The sequence below is a fragment of the Vaginella massiliensis genome, assembly GCF_900089075.1.
GTDB classification, from domain to species: Bacteria; Bacteroidota; Bacteroidia; order Flavobacteriales; family Weeksellaceae; genus Weeksella; species Weeksella massiliensis_A.
Genome location: NZ_LT593747.1, coordinates 246,669 through 266,766, shown reverse-complemented (window position 1 = coordinate 266,766; position 20,098 = coordinate 246,669). Strand labels below are relative to the sequence as shown.

Genomic DNA, 20,098 nt, shown 5'->3' with positions numbered 1-20,098 from the left:
GTTGTCTAAAAAATTAAGACATTTGTCGTATATTTATCAAAAATATCACGATATGCTTACCATCAACGAGAAACTCACCTACAACAATATCGAAGAAAAATCGATTTATGATTTCATCAGCATTTCTAGAGAAGGGATACGGTATGCGACATTCGACCGAATTGTAAAAAACAGTCCGTTCAGTCTTGTTGAGTGGGCGCAATTCTTACACATTTCAGAACGAACACTTTTACGATACAAGACCGATAAAAAAATTTTTGATTCTATACAGTCCGAAAAAATTTTACAAATCACGATGCTCATCAAACGTGGAACAGAAATTTTCGAAACGATGGGACGCTTCAGTAAATGGTTGAATATCGAAAGTGTAGCTTTGGGTGGCATCACGCCCAAAAGCCTGATGGATACGAGCTTCGGTATCAACTTGATCAACGACGAACTCACTCGAATCGAATACGGTATTTTCTCATGATAATCTATCGTCTGAGCCGAAAAGCATACGCCCGAGACCTCTCGGGTAAGGGTGCCGAAATTGCAGGTGGAAGGTGGAATAGCAAAGGAATTCCGCTCGTCTATACGGCAGAATCCAGGGCTTTGTGTACGGTAGAAGTTGCTGTACACGTTCCTTTGGGCATGGTGCCAAAAGATTATCAATTGATTAGCATCGAAATTCCAGATAACGGAATTCTAAATTTAGAAAAATTACCTGAGAAATGGAATGCGATTCCGCCAATACGCGCCACACAACTGATTGGTAATGAATTTGTAAAAGAAAGCAAAGGTTTGGTTTTGAAGGTTCCTTCGGCAGTTATCGACGGGGAGTATAATTACCTCATCAATCCTTCACATCCTGAAATGGAAAAAGTAAAAATCGTCGAAATTACAGATTATCATTTCGATCAACGCTTATTTATTTAACTCCAAAAGTCTACAATAAAAGTTTTTTGGTGTATTCACCGAGATAAAACAAAGTTCTAAAGAATAAATAAAAATGAAGCTGTATCACTTCACTTCGCCGCTCTGCTGAACGTGCTTGAGTGTATTTCTGACACAGCCTCATTCTCTTTTACTAAAAAAGTTTGAGTTATTCCTCTTTCTTTTTTGTTGATGTTTTTGCTGTCGACTCCCCTTTTTCTTTGGCAGTCGTCTTTTTAGCTTTTGGTTTTTCTTCTTTCGGCTCGGCCGTTTTTTTAGCCTTTGGTTTTTCCTCTACTTCTACCTCATCTACATAGCGGTAAACTCTTCGAGGTCTTCTTACGCCATAACTTCCATTAGAGATTTTTCCTCTTCTTGTCTTGATGTCTCCTTTACCCATAAATTTTCAATTAAGGATTAATAAATAATGTGTTACGGATTCCAATTTAAACAAAAAAATTAACCTAAACAAATTATCAATCAAACTATTGCTGAAAAGGGCTCTATTTTCAATTGATTTCTTCGGCGTAATAATCACTTTCGTTGCCCAATCGGTCTACAGCTTTTATGGCTACAACTTTTAGTTTTTTGCCAAATTTTTGAGTGTTGATCATCGTAGAATTGGTAAATCGGTCGAGGATTTCTGTTTCCCATTCGTCGTTGTATTGTTTGTACAAAACCCATCGGAAAACATCTTTTTGTTGATTACTCGACCATCGTGCAGCAATTTTATCTGAAAGTTTAGACAAGTTCAATTCTGGTCTATCCAAAGGATCGGCATGAATCCAAGTACTTCTTGGGATGAGTGCTGGTTTGGCATAAGGACCATTTTTCAGGGCGTTCAACATCGATGGATTTTTGATGAGTCCGGCAATACTCCAATGGATCACGCCAACGTTGTCTTGCAAGATCTGACTCGACAATTGTACTTGATTCACAATCTCTGAAGTTCGGTCGGATGCTTTCACCTCTACCGTATTCAGACCTGGCCATAGGTGACGATTGTAAGTATTTTCTGATTTCCACCATTCGAGTAATTTTGGAAAACTTTGCCCTGTAGAATTGATAGGCCAATACAGTTGGGGTGAAAAATAATCGATCCAACCTTTGTTCAACCACAGTTTGGCATCCGCATAGAGTTCGTCGTATTGCGAAGAACCTGTAATTCCAGCTGGATAGCCAGGCTTCCAAATTCCGAACGGACTGATTCCGAATTTTACATATTTCTTTTCCGATTTTATTTCATTATAAATGCGTTCGATGAATCGATTTACATTGTCTCGGCGCCAATCGGCACGCGTGAGTTTTCCGCCATTTCGCACATATTCGTTCCAAGTTTTATCATCCGGAAAATCTTTCCCACCATTGTAGGAAGCATAAGGATAAAAATAATCATCGAAATGGATACCGTCTATATCGTAATTCTTCAACAAATCGCGTACAACATTCGATACGTGATTTTGGGTTTCTCTACTTGCCGGATCGAACCAATACATACCATTTCTCAACCGAACGATATGATTGGGCATTTTGTTTACCATAGATTGGCTGCCGACACTTCCGCCACTCGAATGATGTGCTCGATAAGGATTCAACCAAACATGCAACTCCATTCCGCGCTTGTGCGCCTCCTCTACCCAAAACGCCAAGGGATCGTAATATGGGTAAGGTGAACGCCCAGTTTCGCCTGTGAGAAAATACGACCACGGCTCGTAATTGCTGTGATACAAGGCATCTGCCGAAGGTCTGGCCTGGAAGATGACGGCATTGAAATTGCCTTCTTGCAACATATCCAACAAGCGAATTGCTTCCTGTTTTTGCTGATCGGTAGAGAGATCGCGACGCGATGGCCAATTGATGTTGGCAACGGTTGCAATCCACGCGGCCCTGAATTCGCGATTGACTTCGGGCAAGCTCACACGGTACAATGTACTGGCAATCTTGGGTTCTTCTTTTGGGGTTTGGATTGTAGGTGTTGTAGAGGTCGAAGGTGTTGTAGAGCTTGCGGGCGCAGGAGCGGTTACAACAGGTGATTTGGTCTCTATCTTGCGATAGATGGGTTTATGCGTTCTTGTTGTGGTACACGAGCTCATGGCTAATGCAAAAAGTCCTGCAACGGCTATATATTTATTCAATTTCATGTGAAATATAAATCGGATTATCTACAAAATTACCATTAAAATTTAAATTAACCTGAACTTTTGCCCTACTCCTATAGTTTTTTGATTAATAATGAATTAAAGTCCGTTGAATAATAAAAAAATCAATTTCCGACACAAAAAAATCCGAAAGCTGTTCACTCTCGGATTTATTTTTTACCTAAAATCGTATTGAAGCTTAATTCAACACAACTTTTCTATTGATTTCCATGGCTTGTCCTTCGACTTTGATAATGAAGATCCCTTTGGAATCCATGCTTACGTTGACCTCCTTTACTTTTGCAGTGTTTTTCACCTGTTTCACCACCTGTCCGTTGAGGTTGTACACCGTCACTTGATCGATGGCTTTTGAAGCATTTTCTAATCGCACCACAATTTTATTGGCTTGGGTATAAACGCTTATATCGTGGCGATCTTGGTAGGTAATGTCGTCTACTGCCAAATTGGTTTTCCAAACTTTTTCTACCCATTCTGGATGATCGATATACGGATTACGATTGTTTTGATGCTCGTAATAAATCAGGTCGTTGATGTCTCTTTCGCGCTGGCTCACCGGATCCATGATATGCCAAGTGTACAAAATTGAAAAAAAAGTATCGGTAAATGATTTGTTGGAAGAGCCGTCGAACATCTGCCCAACGTTGGTAGAAGTTCTATTGCTATAGAAATTTGGCAGGCGATCTTCGTAGCGGGTTGCAAAATAGAAAAATGCACGAGCGATGTCGCCTTTGAATTCGTCTATCGGTTCGAAAACCATTCCACTGTACCCAGCAGAATATCCAGCATTTGCATTCACCCCAAGTTTTCCGCCGTTGCGAGAAGTCCAAGTCGCATTTGCCACCACACCAAAAGGATAATTGCCTCTTCTGTTGTTCACGTATCCATCGGTTGGCCAGACATGAAAAGCGTCTGAACGCATTGGCAATGCTTGATTGAAATATGATTGCGCAATCAAATGTTCGCGATTGTAGCATGATCCTTCTCCTGAATAATTTCCGCATTCTTTTTGTCCTGGTACGAAGTTATACGGATCGCTTCCTGTTGGGTTTTCGGAATAAATATCCAAAATCGTATTGTCGTTTTCGTAATACTTGTCTTTGAAACCATTTTTCGCGCTGTTGTTGGTGTACAATGACTTCAAAGCGTCATAAGATCGTTGATTGTAGCCTGCAGAAATAATGTTTTTCAACTGCGTTTTCAGGGTATACCCCTCTGCTGTGGCGTTGTTGTAATACGTTGCTGGAATTTGGGCAAATGCCCATCCGCTACTCAACAATAATCCGAAAGAAAATATAATTTTTTTCATATTTTTTAATCCTAAAAAGTGTGGTAAAGTTAAGCAATTTAATAGGATAAAGCGTTAAAATCCAAACGATATGAAGATTTAGTAATGTTAAAAAAATCAACAAAAAAAAAGGACTATTGAATCAATAGCCCTTTCCTTTTATAAAATTGAGTTTTATTGTACCATTACTTTTTTGCTGGTGTGGAATTGTTCACCAAAGATATTGATGATGTAGATTCCTTTCTCGAAGTGTGGTAACTCTATCGTATTCAATTGCTTCACGTTGTCATAAATGCGTACGGCTTGTCCGTTCAAATTATATACCTCTAAGCGTAAAATTTTGTTGATTTTAGACGAAACCAAAATATTCTGATGTTTGGTATAAACCTGAATACTGTTCAAATCTTGAATGTATTCTACGCCATTGAGGTTCTCCCAAAGGTTCTCGGCAGCTGGTCCGCCCCAAATCAAAGTTGCCAAATACGGATTGTCTATAAATGGATTACGATTTCCTTGCGCAAAAGGATTCTCGATATTACCCAAATATTCGTTGCGTTGTCTTTCGATTTCAGACACTGGATCTTCTGCATTCCATTTCAGAAACAAATCGATCATCCCATCGGGTGTAGCCGTTGTACTACCAAATCCAACATTGTTTGGCAAACATTGGGTTTCGTATCGTACATACATGTACATCATCATGCGCGCGATGTCGCCTTTCCATTCATCACCCGGATACCATCCGCCCGATATTCTTCTGGCGTTTCCGCTTCCGTCGATAAACTTCAAATTACTGCGCGTACTATTGGTTCGAGAATCGGCTGCTCGCAAGTGGTGTGCATCTGCTCCAGCACCAACCTCACCAAGATTTGGGACTCCCAACGATTTGGGATAGGTGTGCTCGCGATTCCAATCTGTTGAACGGCCTCCATTCTGATTCACATCGCGGTAATACGCATCTTTACCGTTGGACTCTCGATTGTAACCGTATATCAAAATAACACGAGAAGAGTTGGTTGGATCCAAATCTGTTTTCTTCAATGCGTCCCAAATCTGTTTGTAAGTCAATTCTCTGGTGTGTGTAGATTTTAAAAGATCGGTGAGTTCTTTTTTCAATGCTACTCCTCTTTTGGTAAGGTCGATTTCGTTGTAATATTCTTGCTGAGCAAAACTACTGATACCAACCACCAAACTTACCAATAGTAAAAATTTCTTCATAACTTTTATATTTTCAAGGGTGCAAAACTAATACTTTTCATTAGCTTTGAAAGTCGATTTGCACAATCATAATGAAACCTTAACATTTGAAGTGGTCAAGCTACATACCAGATCCTTTCATCCTGCAACTTTTTGCGGCTATCGGCGTAGGCTATTTCTTTCCGCAACTGGCTGATTTTGGATATAATGGTCTAAATCTCGGTACGCTCATCGATTTGGGAGTGGTTTTTATTTTCTTTTTTTACGGATTGAAGTTGGACAAATCATCCATCGTCAACGACCTGAAAAATTGGCCGATGCACTTGTTGATTCAAGGCGTGGTATTTGTCTTGTTTCCCTTATTGGTTTTGATTTTCTATCCGTTGGTTCCGCAAGATCCGTCCTACCAATTGCTTTTCATCAGTCTTTTTTACCTTGCGTGTCTACCCAGTACGGTTTCGTCTTCGGTCGTTATGGTGTCTATTGCCAAGGGCAACATCAGCAGTGCAATTTTCAACGCCAGCCTTTCGGGACTCATCGGCATCATTCTTACGCCGTTGTGGATGAGCTTGTTTGTCCAAAAACAGGGCGAATTGCAGTTGTCAACTATTTTTATCGACCTCATTATAAAGATTGTTTTGCCAGTTGTGCTGGGGCTTATTCTACAACCGTGGTTGCGAAATTGGTACAAAAAATATCATCACCGCATTGCAAAACTCGATAAACTTACGATTGTGTTCATCGTTTACAGCAGCTTCGCCCACACCTTTCACGACGGTTCTTTTGGGTTGTTGGGCTTAGACAAAACCTTGTTCATTGCGGTATTGGTGATTTTGTTGTTTGTGGTGGTCTTCAACTTCAGTCGATGGATTGGACGAAAAATGCGATTTGACAGGGCCGACCAAATCACCATACAATTCTGTGGAACCAAAAAATCGCTCGTACATGGTTCGGTATTTGCCAGTGTATTGTTTACCGAAAATGTGGGAATCTATTTGCTGGCGGTAATGATTTACCATACTTTTCAGTTGTTTATCATCAGTTTTATAGCCGAGAGGTATGCAAAAGAAGCTTAATCTACAGATCGTTTTTCTTATACTTTTGTTCATTCTACAATTCGTTTTGGTACAAATTGCCAAAAGCTCGCAATCGTTTTTGCAATTTTATGCCCAATACCTCTACCCGCTTTACAATCAAAAATTGCTCAATTTTTCTTCGAAATTCAGCTTCCCAATTGGCGAATGGTTTTATGCCATCATCGGCTTTTCTTTGCTGTATGTGCTCATTCGTGGCGCGTGGCATTGGTTTTTCAATTCGAAAATTTTGTACAAAGAAGCGACAATTGCACTGCTGTTGATGTTGAATTTATTCTACCTACTCTTCAACTGCTCGTGGGGACTGAATTATGCCAAAAAATCTTTCAGCTCCGAGTTTTACATCGAACAAGTGTCGGCCACCGAATTGAAGGCAATTGCCGAAAACGAATTGATGATGGCAAAACACTACCGAGGCTTGGTGAAAGAGAATCAACAGGGCGTTTTTCGGTTGAGCTCTACAGACGAAGATCTGAAACATGCTATTGTGCAACATCAGCTGAGTTTGTACAACTTAGCTTTTCTCAACAGCCAATACTTTGTAGAAAAACCCAACATCAAAGCCTCGTACTTTAGCGAATTGTCGAATTACCTCGGAATTTTGGGTTATTACAACCCATTCACCGCAGAAGCCAACTACAATGCGCGTGCAACAGACCTCAACCGACCGTTTACCATGGCTCACGAACTCGCACACCAGATTGGTTATGCACCCGAGAACGAAGCCAATTTCATGGCGTATATCATGGCCGACTTGTCGAACGATGCCGACTTCAAATACTCGGCACACCACAAAACTTTGATGGCAGTTTTGCGTCAACTTGTGCCGCTGGATCCCGAATTTGTACAAGAAATCATGGGCAACTTGTCAGACGGTATGCAACGCGACCGCGAACACGAGCTGGCTCATCATGCCCAATACAGCGGCGTAGCCAACGACGTTTTCGCCAACCTCAACGATGCTTACCTCAAAGCCAATCAGCAAGATGGTATTGTAACCTATAGCCGATATGTATTGCTGGTATCGGCATATTATCGCTGGAAAAACGCAAACTAAAGCGAGGCTTACCAATGCCAAATGTTGTCGATTGCTTTCATTAGTCTATCTGTTTCGGTGAGGGCAACAATGATTTTGTTGTAATGCAAAATATCGTCGTAAGACAGCTCTATATTCTTACGGTCTTTCAACCATTTCTGCGCTGGCTGATATCCTCCGATATAGAAATGCCAAGCAACTTCTGGTACATTGTCAAAGTATTGGGTATCGTTGATATATACTTTACCCTCTGCGTATTTAGGTTTACCAACAATGTTTGTACCTTCTACCGGATAGTAAGAAATGAAATCTTCTACTTTAGGAGATTCTAATAAATGGATTTCACGGATTTGTTTTCCTAATGCTACTAAATCCCAAAATTGATTTTGATCTGTTGGGTAAGGCACACGTGGGAAATCGATTTTAAGGAATTCTTTGTAGGTTTCTCTATACTTTGGCGAATGCAATACAGCATAGATATAATCTAATAGATCTATTGGCGCAAAAGTCCCTTCTGTTGTTTCTTTTTCGTTGGTGAAAGTTAAGCCTAATTTTACAGCTATTTCATTTACAATCTTCATATTTAGATTTGGTGTGCGTTCTGGTGCTTCTTCTAAACTTGTTTGAGTTGTATCGCTGTAAAGATATAATGGGAAAACTGATGTTATCTCGCTTGTTTTGTTTGAAACGAATGAACTTTCAATAATTTTATTTGTAATAAATACATGTTGATATGTTTCACCTGATTTAAATTGTTTACAAAGTGATATCCCTAAATTTTTACCATTTAAAAAATGTTTCATAACTTCATTTCTTGGATAACAATGGAAACCTTTTGATTTTCCAGTATATAAACTCCATTTATCATCAAAAAGTCTATAAGAAACTTTTATAATTTGTGAATCATTCTTGAAATTCATTTTTAAATCATTTTTTGCAAAACCTACTTGCCAATCTCTTACATCTTTTCCTAACTTGAAATACTCTCTTGCATCTTCATCTTCTAATGAAAGGAACTTTTCAATCGTTTGTTTTACTAATTCTTTAGAATTATGAATAGTAAATGAATCTCTAGCTGTAACAATTCCTACATTATTTAATTGAAATAAATCATTAATTTTAAATCCATTATCATATTTTTTTTGCGCACCAAAATCATTTTGTACCATAAAATAATTTGGTGCAATATTTTCTAAAGTGTTAAATGGAATTGATTGAATAGAATTCTCGTTTAAAAAATCATATTTTAACTCGCGTTTTCCATATAAATCATAATGGAAAACTTGACCTAATTCATTCGCTTTTTTATTTCCTGTTTTTACAAATAGGTTAATTGATACCCCTTGCATAATATCGAATACATTTTGATCGACTGAGCCATCGGGAGCTGTTTCTTTCTTTTTGGAATTTCCGTGTAAATCAATGGTATAGATTTTATCAAACTCTTGTAATAAATTCCATCGCATTCCTCTAAAGGTAGGGTTATCTAAGAAACCGTGTGGATTGATAAAAGCCATTACACCATTACCGTTTCGAGGCTTTGCGAAGGAGCGGATTAGAAAGACTAAACTTTCAATTTAGCACAAACGTTAGTAAAACCATTTTTTATATTTGCTAATATACAGTTTAAAAGCAAATAAAAATGGTTTTGCGGATTAAATGCACTAACCTTGAATTAACCCCTTAACCCGCTCTTTTGCAAAACCTTTGTTACAGGCTGGCGTAATTTACAAAAACCTTATTTGTAAGTTCAGTTTGAAATAAAGCTGTCCGTTTTGTTCGTAAACTGTTCCAAATTCGTGCCTTTTACTACTTGCAGTTTCTAATTTTGTATTTGTAAACAAGTAGTCTTCAAATTCGTTTCGATTGTAAATGTGGTAACACAAAATTTCTCCATCATTTTTCACAACTAAATAACCACCTGTTGCATCAAGTTCACCTGTCCAAACTTTCGATGGCATCATTCCTAATGCGATGTCTGTCAAAAAACGCTTGATTTTGTAGGTGTAAAAAGGATGATTATTTTCCAAGTTGTAGCCAAGCGGATTTACTTTTGAAATTTCAGAAACCAAGTCAGAAGTTTTTGAAAAATTTGAAGTAAAAAACAAAAGTAAAATCTCCGAAATGATTCTTGGTAAAGCACTATCAATTAAAACAAGATTGTTTTCAAAAACGGAACTTTCTGGATTTTTAAATTGAAATTTCACTTTGAGTTTTTTCAATTCTTCAATTCTATCTTTGATTTTACTTCTTGTATCAATAGCGTTGATTTCTTCAATTTCCTCTGCTGACAGATTTAAATTATTTACTTTGTAAATGAAATTTGTTGTTTTACCCGCATTTAATAGAGTAGAAGCTCCTCCAAGCTGAGATTTTATACTAAAACCAAGTTCAGGATTTGTTCCTGTTCTTTGGTCGTGAATAACAATTTTGATGTCACTTTTTACAGTTGATTTTGCCTTTAATGAATGACTGTTGAATGAATTTATAAATTGTTCGATTTCAGGAATTGAAAAAGTTGCACTTGTTTTTTCTTTGAGCTTTGAAAGTAAAAAATATGCTTGTTTTTTGAACTCATTGATCGAAATTCTAATTTCTTCGTTATTGTTTTTTACAATTACCAAATCGTTGTCATAACTAAATTCAAATGTCCCATTTGATTCATCACGAAGCACTTTGATAATTGGGAAAATAAGATTTTCTATCTTGTTTAAGTTACTGTCTCCAGCAAAAAGTTGCTTGTCTGCAATTACTTTTAGAAGTGTATAAATTTCACTCCATTCTCCTTTATTTCCTGTTATCATTAGTTTTTAATGCCGATTAATTTTAATATTTCGTTTGCAGTTGCTTGGATTGCAGGAACGGCAACGGAGTTGCCAAATTGTTTGTAAGCCGATGAGTCAGCAACGGGAATTACAAAATTATCTGGAAACCCTTGTAACCTTGCCCATTCTCTTGGTGTCATTTTTCTAATGCCTTCTCGGTTTACTGTTCCTTTTATGTGTGTTGTTGGTGTAAAATCCGTAATTCTATGGTCTAAAACCAAATTTCTTTCTCGCCCCATTCCTCCAACTACAATAGCATTACTAATTCCATCATCGGGAATTATAGCGTAACCAAAGCCGTTTCCTTTGCTTTCGTGTCTTGCTTTGTGGTTTTCTAATGTTTGTGGATATTGGGTTGACAGATAGTATTTTGGGCGTGCCCTTTTGTGCCATAAAGTTTTGGCAACAATTGAGGTTTAGAATAGGCACAAAAGGTCGGGCTATCCGCTACAAGTCCTCGCTCGTTCCTCGCTGTGGGCTTTTCGCTACTATCCCTCACGCAGAAGCGAACTACTTAATAAAAACTTCGTTAAAATGATAGTCTAAGAATTCTTTTGAAGGAAGAAATCTATCGGGTAAAATGATAGGCTGATTTTGATACTTTTTGAAGAAATCATTTACAGCATTATCATTAGAATAGTCATCAAAATAGTTGGAAACTAAAATTTTAAAATCTGGTGTAACTGTTATAAAACCGCTGTCAAATGCTTTATCGTGAATTGAATTTAAGCAAAGTCCATTGTGAGGATTTGTTCTATTATCCTTATCTTTTGACCAAGGTTTTATATGACTTGCAACCAAAAAATCAGGTATTGATAAGCCTGTAATACAACATTTTAAATTGTAAGATGATAAAATTGTGCTTCTGAAAAAACCTTGATTAACTCTTGCTTTAATTATAGTTTCTCTATCTTCCCCTTTTGGTAAATTTTCAATGTTTATTGTTTCAATTTCTTCAATAGTTCTGTTTTGAAATTCTGCAATTAACTTTTCACTTTCGAAAGCCAATTTATCCCAATTTCCATTAAATTCATTCCAAACAACTTCTTCTAACTTACTTCCATTAACCAAACCTGTTATTCCTTGTTTTTTTAATTCAGGATCAAGTCGTCCAAAATTTCCCACTTTCATATTCAATGCAGAAGGGCTTCTACCAATTATATTAGCATATTTTATAATTGTAGGATTGGTTTTACTACTGCTTTTGAATGGAACTTTACAATAAACATTAAAAGCAATAATTGTTTCTTCTTTTGTCCAATTATTACTTTTCGCCATTATCTATTATTTCAAGGTTTGTAACTGAATAATCAGTTAATATATCATCTAATAATTCTTTTGTAATATCAGAATTACCTAGAAGAATTGTTCTGAAAATTTCAATTCTGTCATCAACAGTTAATTCGTTTAATTTTTCATCATCACGAAAAAACTTCATAAAATCCTCTCTTGTTATTTTTTGATAATCTTCCATTTTATGCTGCATTTTGCGTTAGGGATTGCAGTGGAAATCCTTTTTGTGAGGAACGAGCAAAAAGATTGAAACGAAAAGCCCGACCCGATAGGGAAACGCCCAAATAATTATTTCCTTTAATGTCTGCAAAAGCTACTTTCTTATTCAAAGGCTTTGGGTAATTAAACTTATTTACACCCGTACTTGAATGAAAGCCAACTATATAAATTCTTTCTCTATTTTGTGGAACTCCAAAATCTTTAGCATTCACAATTTCGGGTTCTGGAACAAAATAACCTAAATCATTTCTTAAAACATTAAGAATTGTAGCCAAAGTTTTTCCTCCGTTGTGGTTTCTCAAACCTTTTACGTTTTCAAGAAAAATAGCCTTTGGTTGTTTTCTTTTGATGATTTCAGCAACGTCAAAAAACAGCGTTCCTCTTGTGTCTTCAAATCCTCCTCTCTTTCCTGCAATTGAAAACGCTTGACACGGAAAACCTGCACACAAAACGTCAAAATTATCAGGAATATATCGTTTTGTTTCTTCTTTGGTAATATCTCCGAATGGAGTTTCTCCAAAATTTGCTTTATAAGTTCGTTTTGCATCTTTGTCCCATTCACTTGTAAATACACATTTTCCACCTAAATTTTGTAATGCCAAGCGAAACCCTCCGATTCCAGCGAATAGGTCTATAAATTTAAATTTTGGTTTATCAATTGGAAGAAATGGAACATCAAAAGTGTCAAAAATCCCATATTGCAAAGCTTCTTCCGCAGCTTCGTTTGATATTTCGTGTTCAGGATATTTATGTTCTAAAATTTCTTTGGTAAATGCAATTGCATCTTTCTTATAAAACCTTGAAACTCCATTTTTTGAGTTATGTAAATAATGAGTTAGAACAGCCTTTTGGTTGTTCTCAGGTTCAATAAGCTTTATTCTAAATTGCTTGTTCCCAAACGTTTATAAAGATATTTTCTCTTTAAAATCCATTTTCAAATCCTTTATTATACACGTTAAATTTGTAACTCGCAAGATAGCGAATTTTTATGTTCTTTAAGCTACAAAGTTAGTCAATATGTTTCAGTTGGATTTTCTTTCTGTCCGAAAGTTTGATGTTAGCACGGTCGCTCTTACGCTTGCCTGTAACATTTTTATTGATGAAGTATTGCGCAAAACGAATAAACTTTACGTAATCATCATTAATCATTTTTTGATTACGTTCTTTTAATTTTTCTTTCACTCCTGGTTCTTTCTTATAATCTTCCATCAAGTCCATAATCCATTTCCCTTTGTTAGCAGATTCACCACTATAAGGCGGATTACCGATAACAACCATTACAGGTGTATCCCGTTTTACGGCATTGGCTTGTGTACTCTCGTCCGACAACCAAGAGCTGAATAAAGTCCCTGAATCTGGGTGCGCTTATCGGTAATGATAAGATTTGACAATCCATTGCGGTATCGATCAAATTGTTCTTTCAGTGCTTTCGAATCCAAATTCAGACCTATATCCTTCGCTTCGATATAGCCGACCGGGATGTTTGCCTTTCCTTTCGTCAGCACATAATCAGGCGCGCCGCATTCGATTCTTGCAGGTTCGTTTGTTACCAAAATATCGGGGAGAATAGTACTTAACAAATTTTGTAAATCACCTCTATACGAGTGCTCTCGGGCATTACCTGTTTGAAAAAGTCGGTCTAAATTATCGATATATTGTTGGGTTGTCATTTTTACAAAAATCGAGTTAGTTTTCAAAGATATTAAAAAATGCAGATTGTAAAATGCCCAAAACAAAAAAGCACCTGCGTTGCCGCAAGTGCCCGATTCTAAGGAAGTGGTCCCAGTTGGGCTCGAACCAACGACTTGCTGATTATGAGTCAGCTACTCTAACCAACTGAGTTATGGGACCAGAATTTGAGCGTATTTCGCTGAGGAGATTGGCTCAATTCGAGTGCAATATTAAAGCATATTTTTAAAAAAACAAAATTATTTTACATCTTCGCAAAGCTCGACCAACACACCGTTTGTACTTTTTGGGTGCAAAAAAACAATTCGTTTGTTATCGGCTCCCAACTTGGGCGTTTCGGAGATAAAAGTAAAGCCCTGATTTTTAAGACGCTCGATTTCGTGTTCCAAATTTTCGACGCCAAACGCAATGTGATGAATGCCTTCTCTGTTTTTTTCTAAAAATTTTTCGATGGCGCTGCCTTCACGTTCCGATGCGACCAATTCTATCTTCGATTCGCCAATTTCGAAAAACGAAGTGCGAACCCCTTCGGCTTCTACAAATTCTTCTTTATAAGGCGGTTTTCCCATCAATTTTTCGAATAGCTCGTTCGAAAAGCCAAGATTTTTTACCGCAATGCCAATATGTTCGATTTTCATGTTTTTAGTTTTTCCAAAGATAGCAAGCACAATACAATTTTGACGAATTTCGTCACTTTTGTCCTCAAAAAGTTTTTACATTTACCCAACAAAAGAAGGTAAGCACAAAATGCCCATTGTAAACCAAGCAAATGCCAAGGCGGTTGCTTACATTTTTTTTAATCGTTGAATGCTAAAGAAAATTTGAAATAATGAATGCGATCGCGCAACGTCTCGAAGCATTGAGACAAGAAATGAGACAAAATAAAATTCAAGCAACCATCATCCCTGGGACAGACCCGCACGCCAGCGAATATTTAGCCAAACATTGGCAAGTACGAAACTGGATTTCTGGTTTCACGGGCTCGGCAGGCACGGCGGTCGTCACCTTGGATAAAGCCTTGTTGTGGACCGATTCTCGATATTTTATACAAGCCGAAATTCAACTCGCTGGCACAGGATTCGAGCTGATGAAAGATCGCCTACCCGAAACCCCCGATATCGTGACTTGGCTGTTGAATGTTTTGCAAGAAAATGATACAGTCGGACTCGATTTGCGGTTGTTTTCGCATCAAACCATCGTGCATTATCAGCAACGTTTTGCAACGAAAAACATCCGAATCGAATCCATCAACCTCATCGGTGCCATTTGGAACGATCGTCCAGGATTGCCGCAAAATCCCGTTATGCTGTTCGATACTGAATTTACGGGTAAAACGGTTGCCGAAAAATTGGCTTCGGTACGCAACAAAATGAGCGAGCAAAATGCAGATGTTTTGGTGATTTCTGCATTAGACGAATTGGCTTGGTTGTACAACATCAGAGGCAACGACATCAAATTCAACCCGTTGGTGATGGCTTATGCTGTGGTGACCAAAACGGAGGCTTTGTTGTTTATCGATCAACAAAAATTAGACGCGGCAAGTCGCTCGTATATCGACCAAGCGCAAATTTCGCTTTTCGATTATCAAGAGATTACTGCCTATCTCGAAAATTTAGCCCCTCAAACATCGGTTTGGATAGACGGACAAGTTTTGAATCAATCCTTATTCGAATGTCTGCCCAAAACGGTACGCATCGTGGATTTGGCTTCGCCTATAAAATTGTTGAAAAGTATAAAAAACGAAACCGAGATTGCCGGTTTTCGCAAAGCGATGATCAAAGACGGTGTGGCGCTCACCAAGTTTTTCAAATGGCTAGAAGAGCAGGTAGATTCGAACAGTATTATCGAATATACGGTAGGTGAAAAACTGAAAGAATTGAGGCAAGCGCAAGCGAATTTTCAGGGAGAAAGTTTCAATACTATTTGTGGCTACGGACCCAACGCGGCCATGAATCATTACAGTGCAAAAAAAGATTCGTCTTCGACAATTGGACGCGACGAAATGCTGTTGATCGATTCTGGAGGACAATATTTAGAAGGCACAACCGACATCACCAGAACCTTGAAATTGGGCAAGGCAAGCGACCAAGAAAAAAGAGATTATACGCTGGTATTGAAAGGGATGATTGCCCTATCACAAGCCAAATTCCCGAAGAATACCAGAGGTTCGCAACTCGATGTTTTGGCAAGACAATTTCTATGGCAAAACGCTTACAACTTTGGGCATGGAACAGGGCACGGAATTGGGCATTTTCTCTGCGTGCACGAAGGACCGCAAAGCATACGAATGGAAGAAAACTCCACGACTTTGGAGCCAGGTATGGTTATTTCTAACGAACCCGGCCTTTATCGAGATCATGCTTACGGAATTCGGATAGAGAATTTGATTTTGGTGAAACCGTTTGATCAAACGGTATTTGGTGAATTTTATGAATTCGAAACTTTAACTCTTTGCTACATCGATCAAAGTTTGATGGATGTCGAGCTGTTGACTGCAGAAGAAATCGACTGGATCAACCGCTATCACAAGATGGTATTCGAGCGGCTTGCTCCTTCGCTGTCCAACGATGAAAAGGCATGGCTACAAAACAAATGTCGAACAATCGCAAAAAACTAAGCTAAAAGAATTGCTGTCGTTGAGTTTTGTGGCTGGCGCAGTCTTTTGTAAGACCATTTTTTTCGGTTGTACTTTTGTTTAATGTACTAAAAAAAACAACTTTAACGTTTTAAATTTAAATCAAAACAATAAACTGTTTGTTTTAGTATGTTGCTCAACGAAAAACGCATTGGCGTAGTGGCAAATAAATTGGATCAAAGTTTTATTGAGCACTTCACACGCTTTTTTGGTAACACCTTGTCTGTGTTGCCCAACCTAAATAGGTGAAAAATTTATAAATTAGCCTCTGCAAGTAATCAAATGTGAAATTGTTAAATTAGCAACCAAGAAAAATCAAATCAAAAACATGATTGTAATTGCCGATAGTGGATCGACCAAAACAGATTGGGTAGTCTTGAACGACGAAAAGAAAGAATTGTTCAGGACCAACAGCATTGGGATGAATCCGTATTTTGTAAGTTCGGATATAGTGACAGCAGAATTGAACAAAAACGCAACACTGTGTGAGGTAAAAGATCGGGTAAAAGCTATCTATTTTTACGGAGCAGGGTGCTCTACCCTCACCAACAAAGAAGTGATCCGCTTGGGACTCAGCAACTTTTTCACTCATGCCCATACCATCGTTTGCAACCACGATTTGTTGGCGGCGTGCTATGCGGCCTATCAGGGTAAACCTGCCATGGTTTGTATTTTGGGTACGGGTTCGAACTCTTGCTATTTCGATGGGAAGAATTTACACGAAGAAACCAAATCGCTCGCCTATATTTTGGGCGATGAAGGAAGCGGAAATCATATCGGTAAAAAAATCCTCAGAGCGTATTTCAACAAAAAAATGCCCGAACATTTAGCAAAAGCTTTCGAAGAGAAATATCATCATTTGACGGTAGAAGAACTGAACAAAAAAGTTTACCAAAACCAATTTGCCAATGCCTACTTGGCATCTTTTAGCGAATTTGCCGGTGAACATCAGCAAGACCCTTATATCCAACGATTGATCTACGATTCGATGCGTGCTTTTCTAGAAGTCCAAATTTTACCCTATGCACAAGCGCGTAGCTCCGAACTGAATTTCATCGGCTCTATTGCCCATTTTTACGAAAATATCATCAGAGCAGCAGCAGCCGAATTTCATTTAAGCGTTGGGCACATCATTCGTAAGCCCATCGACAATCTCGTAAATTATCATATCAAATACCTTTTGAACGACGATGCAACAGCCTAAAATTGCCGTAATCACCTACAACACACCACACCGAAAATCCCAAGATGTGTTGTTCCAATTAAAAGCCAAAAATTATCATGATGTGCATGCTTTTGCATTGCCTTTTGTGCATCGAGAAAATCCATTCAAACCTTTGTATCAGCATCGCCCAAGCAAAGCAATCGATGTGAAGCCGAATACACTTTGCGAGAATTTAGGTTATACATTCGAGACTACAACGGCCGAAACTTTGAATAAACAACTGAACGAATTGAAGGCCGATTTCGTAATCATTGCAGGCGCTGGTTTGTTGCCAGACGAATTGGTTTTGAATCATCGATTGATCAATGCGCATCCCGGATATTTGCCTTTTACACGCGGATTGGATTCGTTGAAATGGGCAATTATGAAAAACGAACGCATTGGCATAACCACGCATTTTGTTGATACAGAAGCCGATGCAGGTTTCTTGATCGATCAGCAATATGTGCCAATCTATGCCAACGATACATTTCATTCGGTAGCTTATCGCCAATACGAAATGGAAATCGAAATGTTGATCGAAGCCTTGGATCTGATTCCGAAACGAAATGATTTTCCATCCTTAGCCACAACGAAATATGAGGCTACACGCAGAATGCCAAAAGCAATTGAAGAAAATCTGATGAAAACTTTCGAGCTGTATAAAAGTAGATTCGCTGAGGCTTGATTCTAAAATTATTTTTTTTAGAACGAATTAAAAAACTTGGTCAAATGGCTTCTCTCCTACCGAAATAGCTCATGATTATTGACTAAAGCATTTTTTTATTCCTAAAAATTATCCGACTTTTGCCTGTTCAATGGGGTGCCTAAAAATTGGCTGAGATGATACCCATGCACCGAGTGCAACACCTGATCCGGATAATGCCGGCGTAGGGATTGAAAACACATCATCTCCTGTAAAAAAATAAAATCATGCAGGAAATTTTATCGAAAATCACCTGGATAGAATGGCTCGGAGTGGGCTTTTCTGTCGCTCAAGTGCTCTTGGCACGACTCAACAAACCGATTAATTATTTGTTCGGAATTGCTGGAATTTCCCTCACGTTGTGGGTCATGTTCACCGCAAAACTCTATGCCGAATTCACCCTCAATATTTATTATTTGGTGATGAGTATTTACGGTTGGTTTTTCTGGAAATTCGGCAAACAACAACACGAAACGCCCATCTCGGCTTCTACCAAAAACGATTGGACCAAAGTAGTGGGCATCGTGGTCGTCAGCTTTCTCATTTTCTATTTCGCACTTACGCATTTTACCAATTCTGATGTGCCTTTGTGGGATTCTCTCGTGAGCGCATTCGCTTGGGCTGGTATGTGGTTGATGGCAAAACGCAAAATAGAAAATTGGATTTTACTCAACATCAGTAACCTCATTTCTATTCCGCTTATGATTCATAAAGATCTTTACCTCTACGCGGTTTTGAGTGCTTTTTTGTTTATCGTGGCAGTTTCAGCTTATTTCAAATGGTCAAAAATTCTAAAAAATTCGCCTCATGCTGTCCGTGAATGAAATGCGCAACGAATTGTTTCTTGCCGAGGGTTTGTCCGATAAAATTATCTCCGAAATTCATCAACAAAAATATTTGCAAATTTGGGTGCCCAAAATCTATGGCGGACGAGAGCTTTCTTTTGTTGATGGCTTACAACTTTTACAATCTTTAGCCAACATCGACGGAAGTTTCGGTTGGACAATAACCTTATGTTCTGGCGCTCATTATTTTGCCCGAAATCTTTTACCTGCCAAAGCCAAAGAGCTTTTTTCTTCTCCTGATATTTTTGTGGGCGGAAGTGGTTTGATAGGCGGAACAGCCGAAAAAACGTCTTCTGGATTTATCCTAAATGGTCAATGGACTCACGCGACGGGCTCAACCTATCTTTCGCATTTTACCCTGAATGCACAACTCACCGAAAACGGACAAGCTTGCCTTGATGACAATCAGCAGCCGATTATTCGCTCGTTTATCGTCCCAAAAGAAAAAGTAAACCTTCATCCGTCTTGGCCTTTTATGGGAATGCGCGCCACACACACCTACGCTTTTGAAGTGAAAAATGCGGCTATTTCTTCAGAAGATTCGTTTGTGTATGATGTGTTTTACACCCAAGATTTAGTCAGTCACTTGCCGTTTCGTTTGTTTGCTGATGCGACTTTGATGGTAAATTATTTGGGTATGTCTGCGCATTTTGCCGAAGAAGCAGCGAAATACAAATCCGATGAAGAGATTCAGTTTCTGAAAGATTTTGTAGATCAGTCTTCAGAAAAGCTGTTGAATTTTGCACAACAGAGCGAAAATAGTTTGATGGATAAGAAGATTATTTCAGTAGAATTTATAGAGGAAGTGCATCAATTTTGCACCGATGTTCTACATCATTTAACCCATTTGATGCTGGATGTATATTTGATTTTAGGTATGAAGGCCACAAAAAACGATGAGGTTTTGCACCAAATATTTCGAGATTTTTTTACGGCTACGCAACATGCCAATTTTAGAAAATAAAAAAATCAGTTTGTATTCTCGAACTGATTTTT

21 protein-coding genes, 1 tRNA gene, 1 pseudogene and 1 riboswitch are annotated in these 20,098 nt (G+C 38.3%); of the genes and pseudogenes, 9 read left to right on the top strand and 14 right to left on the bottom strand.

Annotated features, from left to right (window positions below; translation table 11 throughout):
• Positions 1 to 22: 22 nt before the first annotated feature.
• A complete protein-coding gene (gene parS / locus BN8061_RS08640; protein ID WP_204207201.1) occupies positions 23 to 472 on the top strand; it encodes a type II RES/Xre toxin-antitoxin system antitoxin in 450 nt (149 codons plus the stop codon).
• Positions 469 to 918, top strand: coding sequence for an RES family NAD+ phosphorylase (locus tag BN8061_RS08635; RefSeq protein ID WP_068598444.1), 450 nt, complete (start codon positions 469 to 471; stop codon positions 916 to 918). Before parS ends, BN8061_RS08635 begins: the two co-directional genes overlap by 4 nt.
• A gap of 271 nt (positions 919 to 1,189) precedes the next feature.
• On the opposite strand, the pseudogene BN8061_RS12215 reads toward BN8061_RS08635, so the two are convergent.
• The 4 genes and pseudogenes from BN8061_RS12215 to BN8061_RS08615 form a co-directional block, all read right to left on the bottom strand.
• A pseudogene (locus BN8061_RS12215) lies at positions 1,190 to 1,315 on the bottom strand (30S ribosomal protein THX); the annotation flags it as partial.
• 109 nt (positions 1,316 to 1,424) lie between these two features.
• On the bottom strand, positions 1,425 to 3,056 hold the full coding sequence (locus BN8061_RS08625) for a glycoside hydrolase family 10-like protein (protein ID WP_068598441.1): 1,632 nt from the start codon (positions 3,054 to 3,056) through the stop codon (positions 1,425 to 1,427).
• Positions 3,057 to 3,252: 196 nt separating this feature from the next.
• Positions 3,253 to 4,380: an endonuclease gene (locus tag BN8061_RS08620; protein ID WP_068598438.1), complete on the bottom strand. Its 1,128-nt coding sequence runs from the start codon at positions 4,378 to 4,380 to the stop codon at positions 3,253 to 3,255.
• Between the two features lie 153 nt (positions 4,381 to 4,533).
• Complete coding sequence (locus tag BN8061_RS08615; RefSeq protein WP_068598436.1) at positions 4,534 to 5,577, bottom strand: endonuclease; 1,044 nt, start codon at positions 5,575 to 5,577, stop codon at positions 4,534 to 4,536.
• Positions 5,578 to 5,663: 86 nt separating this feature from the next.
• Between BN8061_RS08615 and BN8061_RS08610 the strand changes: the two genes are divergently transcribed.
• Together BN8061_RS08610 and BN8061_RS08605 are read left to right on the top strand one after the other, a co-directional pair.
• Positions 5,664 to 6,632 carry a bile acid:sodium symporter family protein gene (locus BN8061_RS08610; protein WP_068598434.1) on the top strand — a complete coding sequence of 323 codons (969 nt, stop codon included), beginning with the start codon at positions 5,664 to 5,666 and terminating at the stop codon, positions 6,630 to 6,632.
• On the top strand, positions 6,616 to 7,707 hold the full coding sequence (locus BN8061_RS08605) for a DUF3810 domain-containing protein (protein ID WP_068598432.1): 1,092 nt from the start codon (positions 6,616 to 6,618) through the stop codon (positions 7,705 to 7,707). The genes BN8061_RS08610 and BN8061_RS08605 overlap by 17 nt, the downstream gene beginning before the upstream one ends.
• Positions 7,708 to 7,715: 8 nt before the next feature.
• Here the strand turns inward: BN8061_RS08605 and BN8061_RS08600 are convergent, their stop codons facing one another.
• The 10 genes from BN8061_RS08600 to mce all read right to left on the bottom strand — a co-directional run bounded on the left by BN8061_RS08600 (position 7,716) and on the right by mce (position 14,350).
• Positions 7,716 to 9,203 carry a type ISP restriction/modification enzyme gene (locus BN8061_RS08600; RefSeq protein WP_068598430.1) on the bottom strand — a complete coding sequence of 496 codons (1,488 nt, stop codon included), beginning with the start codon at positions 9,201 to 9,203 and terminating at the stop codon, positions 7,716 to 7,718.
• A 210-nt stretch (positions 9,204 to 9,413) separates the two neighbouring features.
• Positions 9,414 to 10,490 carry an HpaII family restriction endonuclease gene (locus tag BN8061_RS08595; RefSeq protein WP_068598428.1) on the bottom strand — a complete coding sequence of 359 codons (1,077 nt, stop codon included), beginning with the start codon at positions 10,488 to 10,490 and terminating at the stop codon, positions 9,414 to 9,416.
• Positions 10,490 to 10,921: a DNA cytosine methyltransferase gene (locus BN8061_RS08590; protein ID WP_317039023.1), complete on the bottom strand. Its 432-nt coding sequence runs from the start codon at positions 10,919 to 10,921 to the stop codon at positions 10,490 to 10,492. Before BN8061_RS08590 ends, BN8061_RS08595 begins: the two co-directional genes overlap by 1 nt.
• 100 nt (positions 10,922 to 11,021) lie before the next feature.
• Complete coding sequence (locus BN8061_RS08585) at positions 11,022 to 11,789, bottom strand: HNH endonuclease (protein WP_068598426.1); 768 nt, start codon at positions 11,787 to 11,789, stop codon at positions 11,022 to 11,024.
• Positions 11,776 to 11,985, bottom strand: a complete 210-nt coding sequence (locus BN8061_RS08580) for a hypothetical protein (RefSeq protein ID WP_094745975.1) — start codon at positions 11,983 to 11,985, stop codon at positions 11,776 to 11,778. Before BN8061_RS08580 ends, BN8061_RS08585 begins: the two co-directional genes overlap by 14 nt.
• 1 nt (position 11,986) lies before the next feature.
• Positions 11,987 to 12,727 carry a DNA cytosine methyltransferase gene (locus tag BN8061_RS08575; protein ID WP_262509383.1) on the bottom strand — a complete coding sequence of 247 codons (741 nt, stop codon included), beginning with the start codon at positions 12,725 to 12,727 and terminating at the stop codon, positions 11,987 to 11,989.
• A 304-nt stretch (positions 12,728 to 13,031) separates the two neighbouring features.
• Positions 13,032 to 13,352, bottom strand: coding sequence for a hypothetical protein (locus tag BN8061_RS12035; RefSeq protein ID WP_204207200.1), 321 nt, complete (start codon positions 13,350 to 13,352; stop codon positions 13,032 to 13,034).
• The gene (locus BN8061_RS12030; RefSeq protein ID WP_068598420.1) at positions 13,319 to 13,693 is read right to left on the bottom strand and encodes a hypothetical protein; all 375 of its coding nucleotides are present in this window, start codon (positions 13,691 to 13,693) and stop codon (positions 13,319 to 13,321) included. Before BN8061_RS12030 ends, BN8061_RS12035 begins: the two co-directional genes overlap by 34 nt.
• 107 nt (positions 13,694 to 13,800) lie before the next feature.
• Positions 13,801 to 13,874: transfer RNA gene (locus BN8061_RS08560), tRNA-Ile, on the bottom strand.
• A gap of 77 nt (positions 13,875 to 13,951) precedes the next feature.
• Complete coding sequence (mce, locus tag BN8061_RS08555; RefSeq protein WP_068598418.1) at positions 13,952 to 14,350, bottom strand: methylmalonyl-CoA epimerase; 399 nt, start codon at positions 14,348 to 14,350, stop codon at positions 13,952 to 13,954.
• A gap of 191 nt (positions 14,351 to 14,541) precedes the next feature.
• Between mce and BN8061_RS08550 the strand changes: the two genes are divergently transcribed.
• The 5 genes from BN8061_RS08550 (at position 14,542) to BN8061_RS08530 (ending at position 20,066) form a co-directional block, all read left to right on the top strand.
• Positions 14,542 to 16,329, top strand: a complete 1,788-nt coding sequence (locus BN8061_RS08550) for an aminopeptidase P family protein (RefSeq protein ID WP_068598416.1) — start codon at positions 14,542 to 14,544, stop codon at positions 16,327 to 16,329.
• Positions 16,330 to 16,675: 346 nt separating this feature from the next.
• Positions 16,676 to 17,551, top strand: coding sequence for a BadF/BadG/BcrA/BcrD ATPase family protein (locus BN8061_RS08545; protein WP_068598414.1), 876 nt, complete (start codon positions 16,676 to 16,678; stop codon positions 17,549 to 17,551).
• Positions 17,538 to 18,239: a formyltransferase family protein gene (locus tag BN8061_RS08540; protein WP_068598412.1), complete on the top strand. Its 702-nt coding sequence runs from the start codon at positions 17,538 to 17,540 to the stop codon at positions 18,237 to 18,239. The genes BN8061_RS08545 and BN8061_RS08540 overlap by 14 nt, the downstream gene beginning before the upstream one ends.
• A gap of 121 nt (positions 18,240 to 18,360) precedes the next feature.
• Positions 18,361 to 18,465, top strand: a riboswitch (TPP riboswitch).
• A gap of 16 nt (positions 18,466 to 18,481) precedes the next feature.
• Complete coding sequence (gene pnuC, locus BN8061_RS08535) at positions 18,482 to 19,081, top strand: nicotinamide riboside transporter PnuC (RefSeq protein ID WP_068598410.1); 600 nt, start codon at positions 18,482 to 18,484, stop codon at positions 19,079 to 19,081.
• The gene (locus BN8061_RS08530; RefSeq protein WP_068598408.1) at positions 19,065 to 20,066 is read left to right on the top strand and encodes an acyl-CoA dehydrogenase family protein; all 1,002 of its coding nucleotides are present in this window, start codon (positions 19,065 to 19,067) and stop codon (positions 20,064 to 20,066) included. The genes pnuC and BN8061_RS08530 overlap by 17 nt, the downstream gene beginning before the upstream one ends.
• Positions 20,067 to 20,098 lie beyond the last annotated feature (32 nt).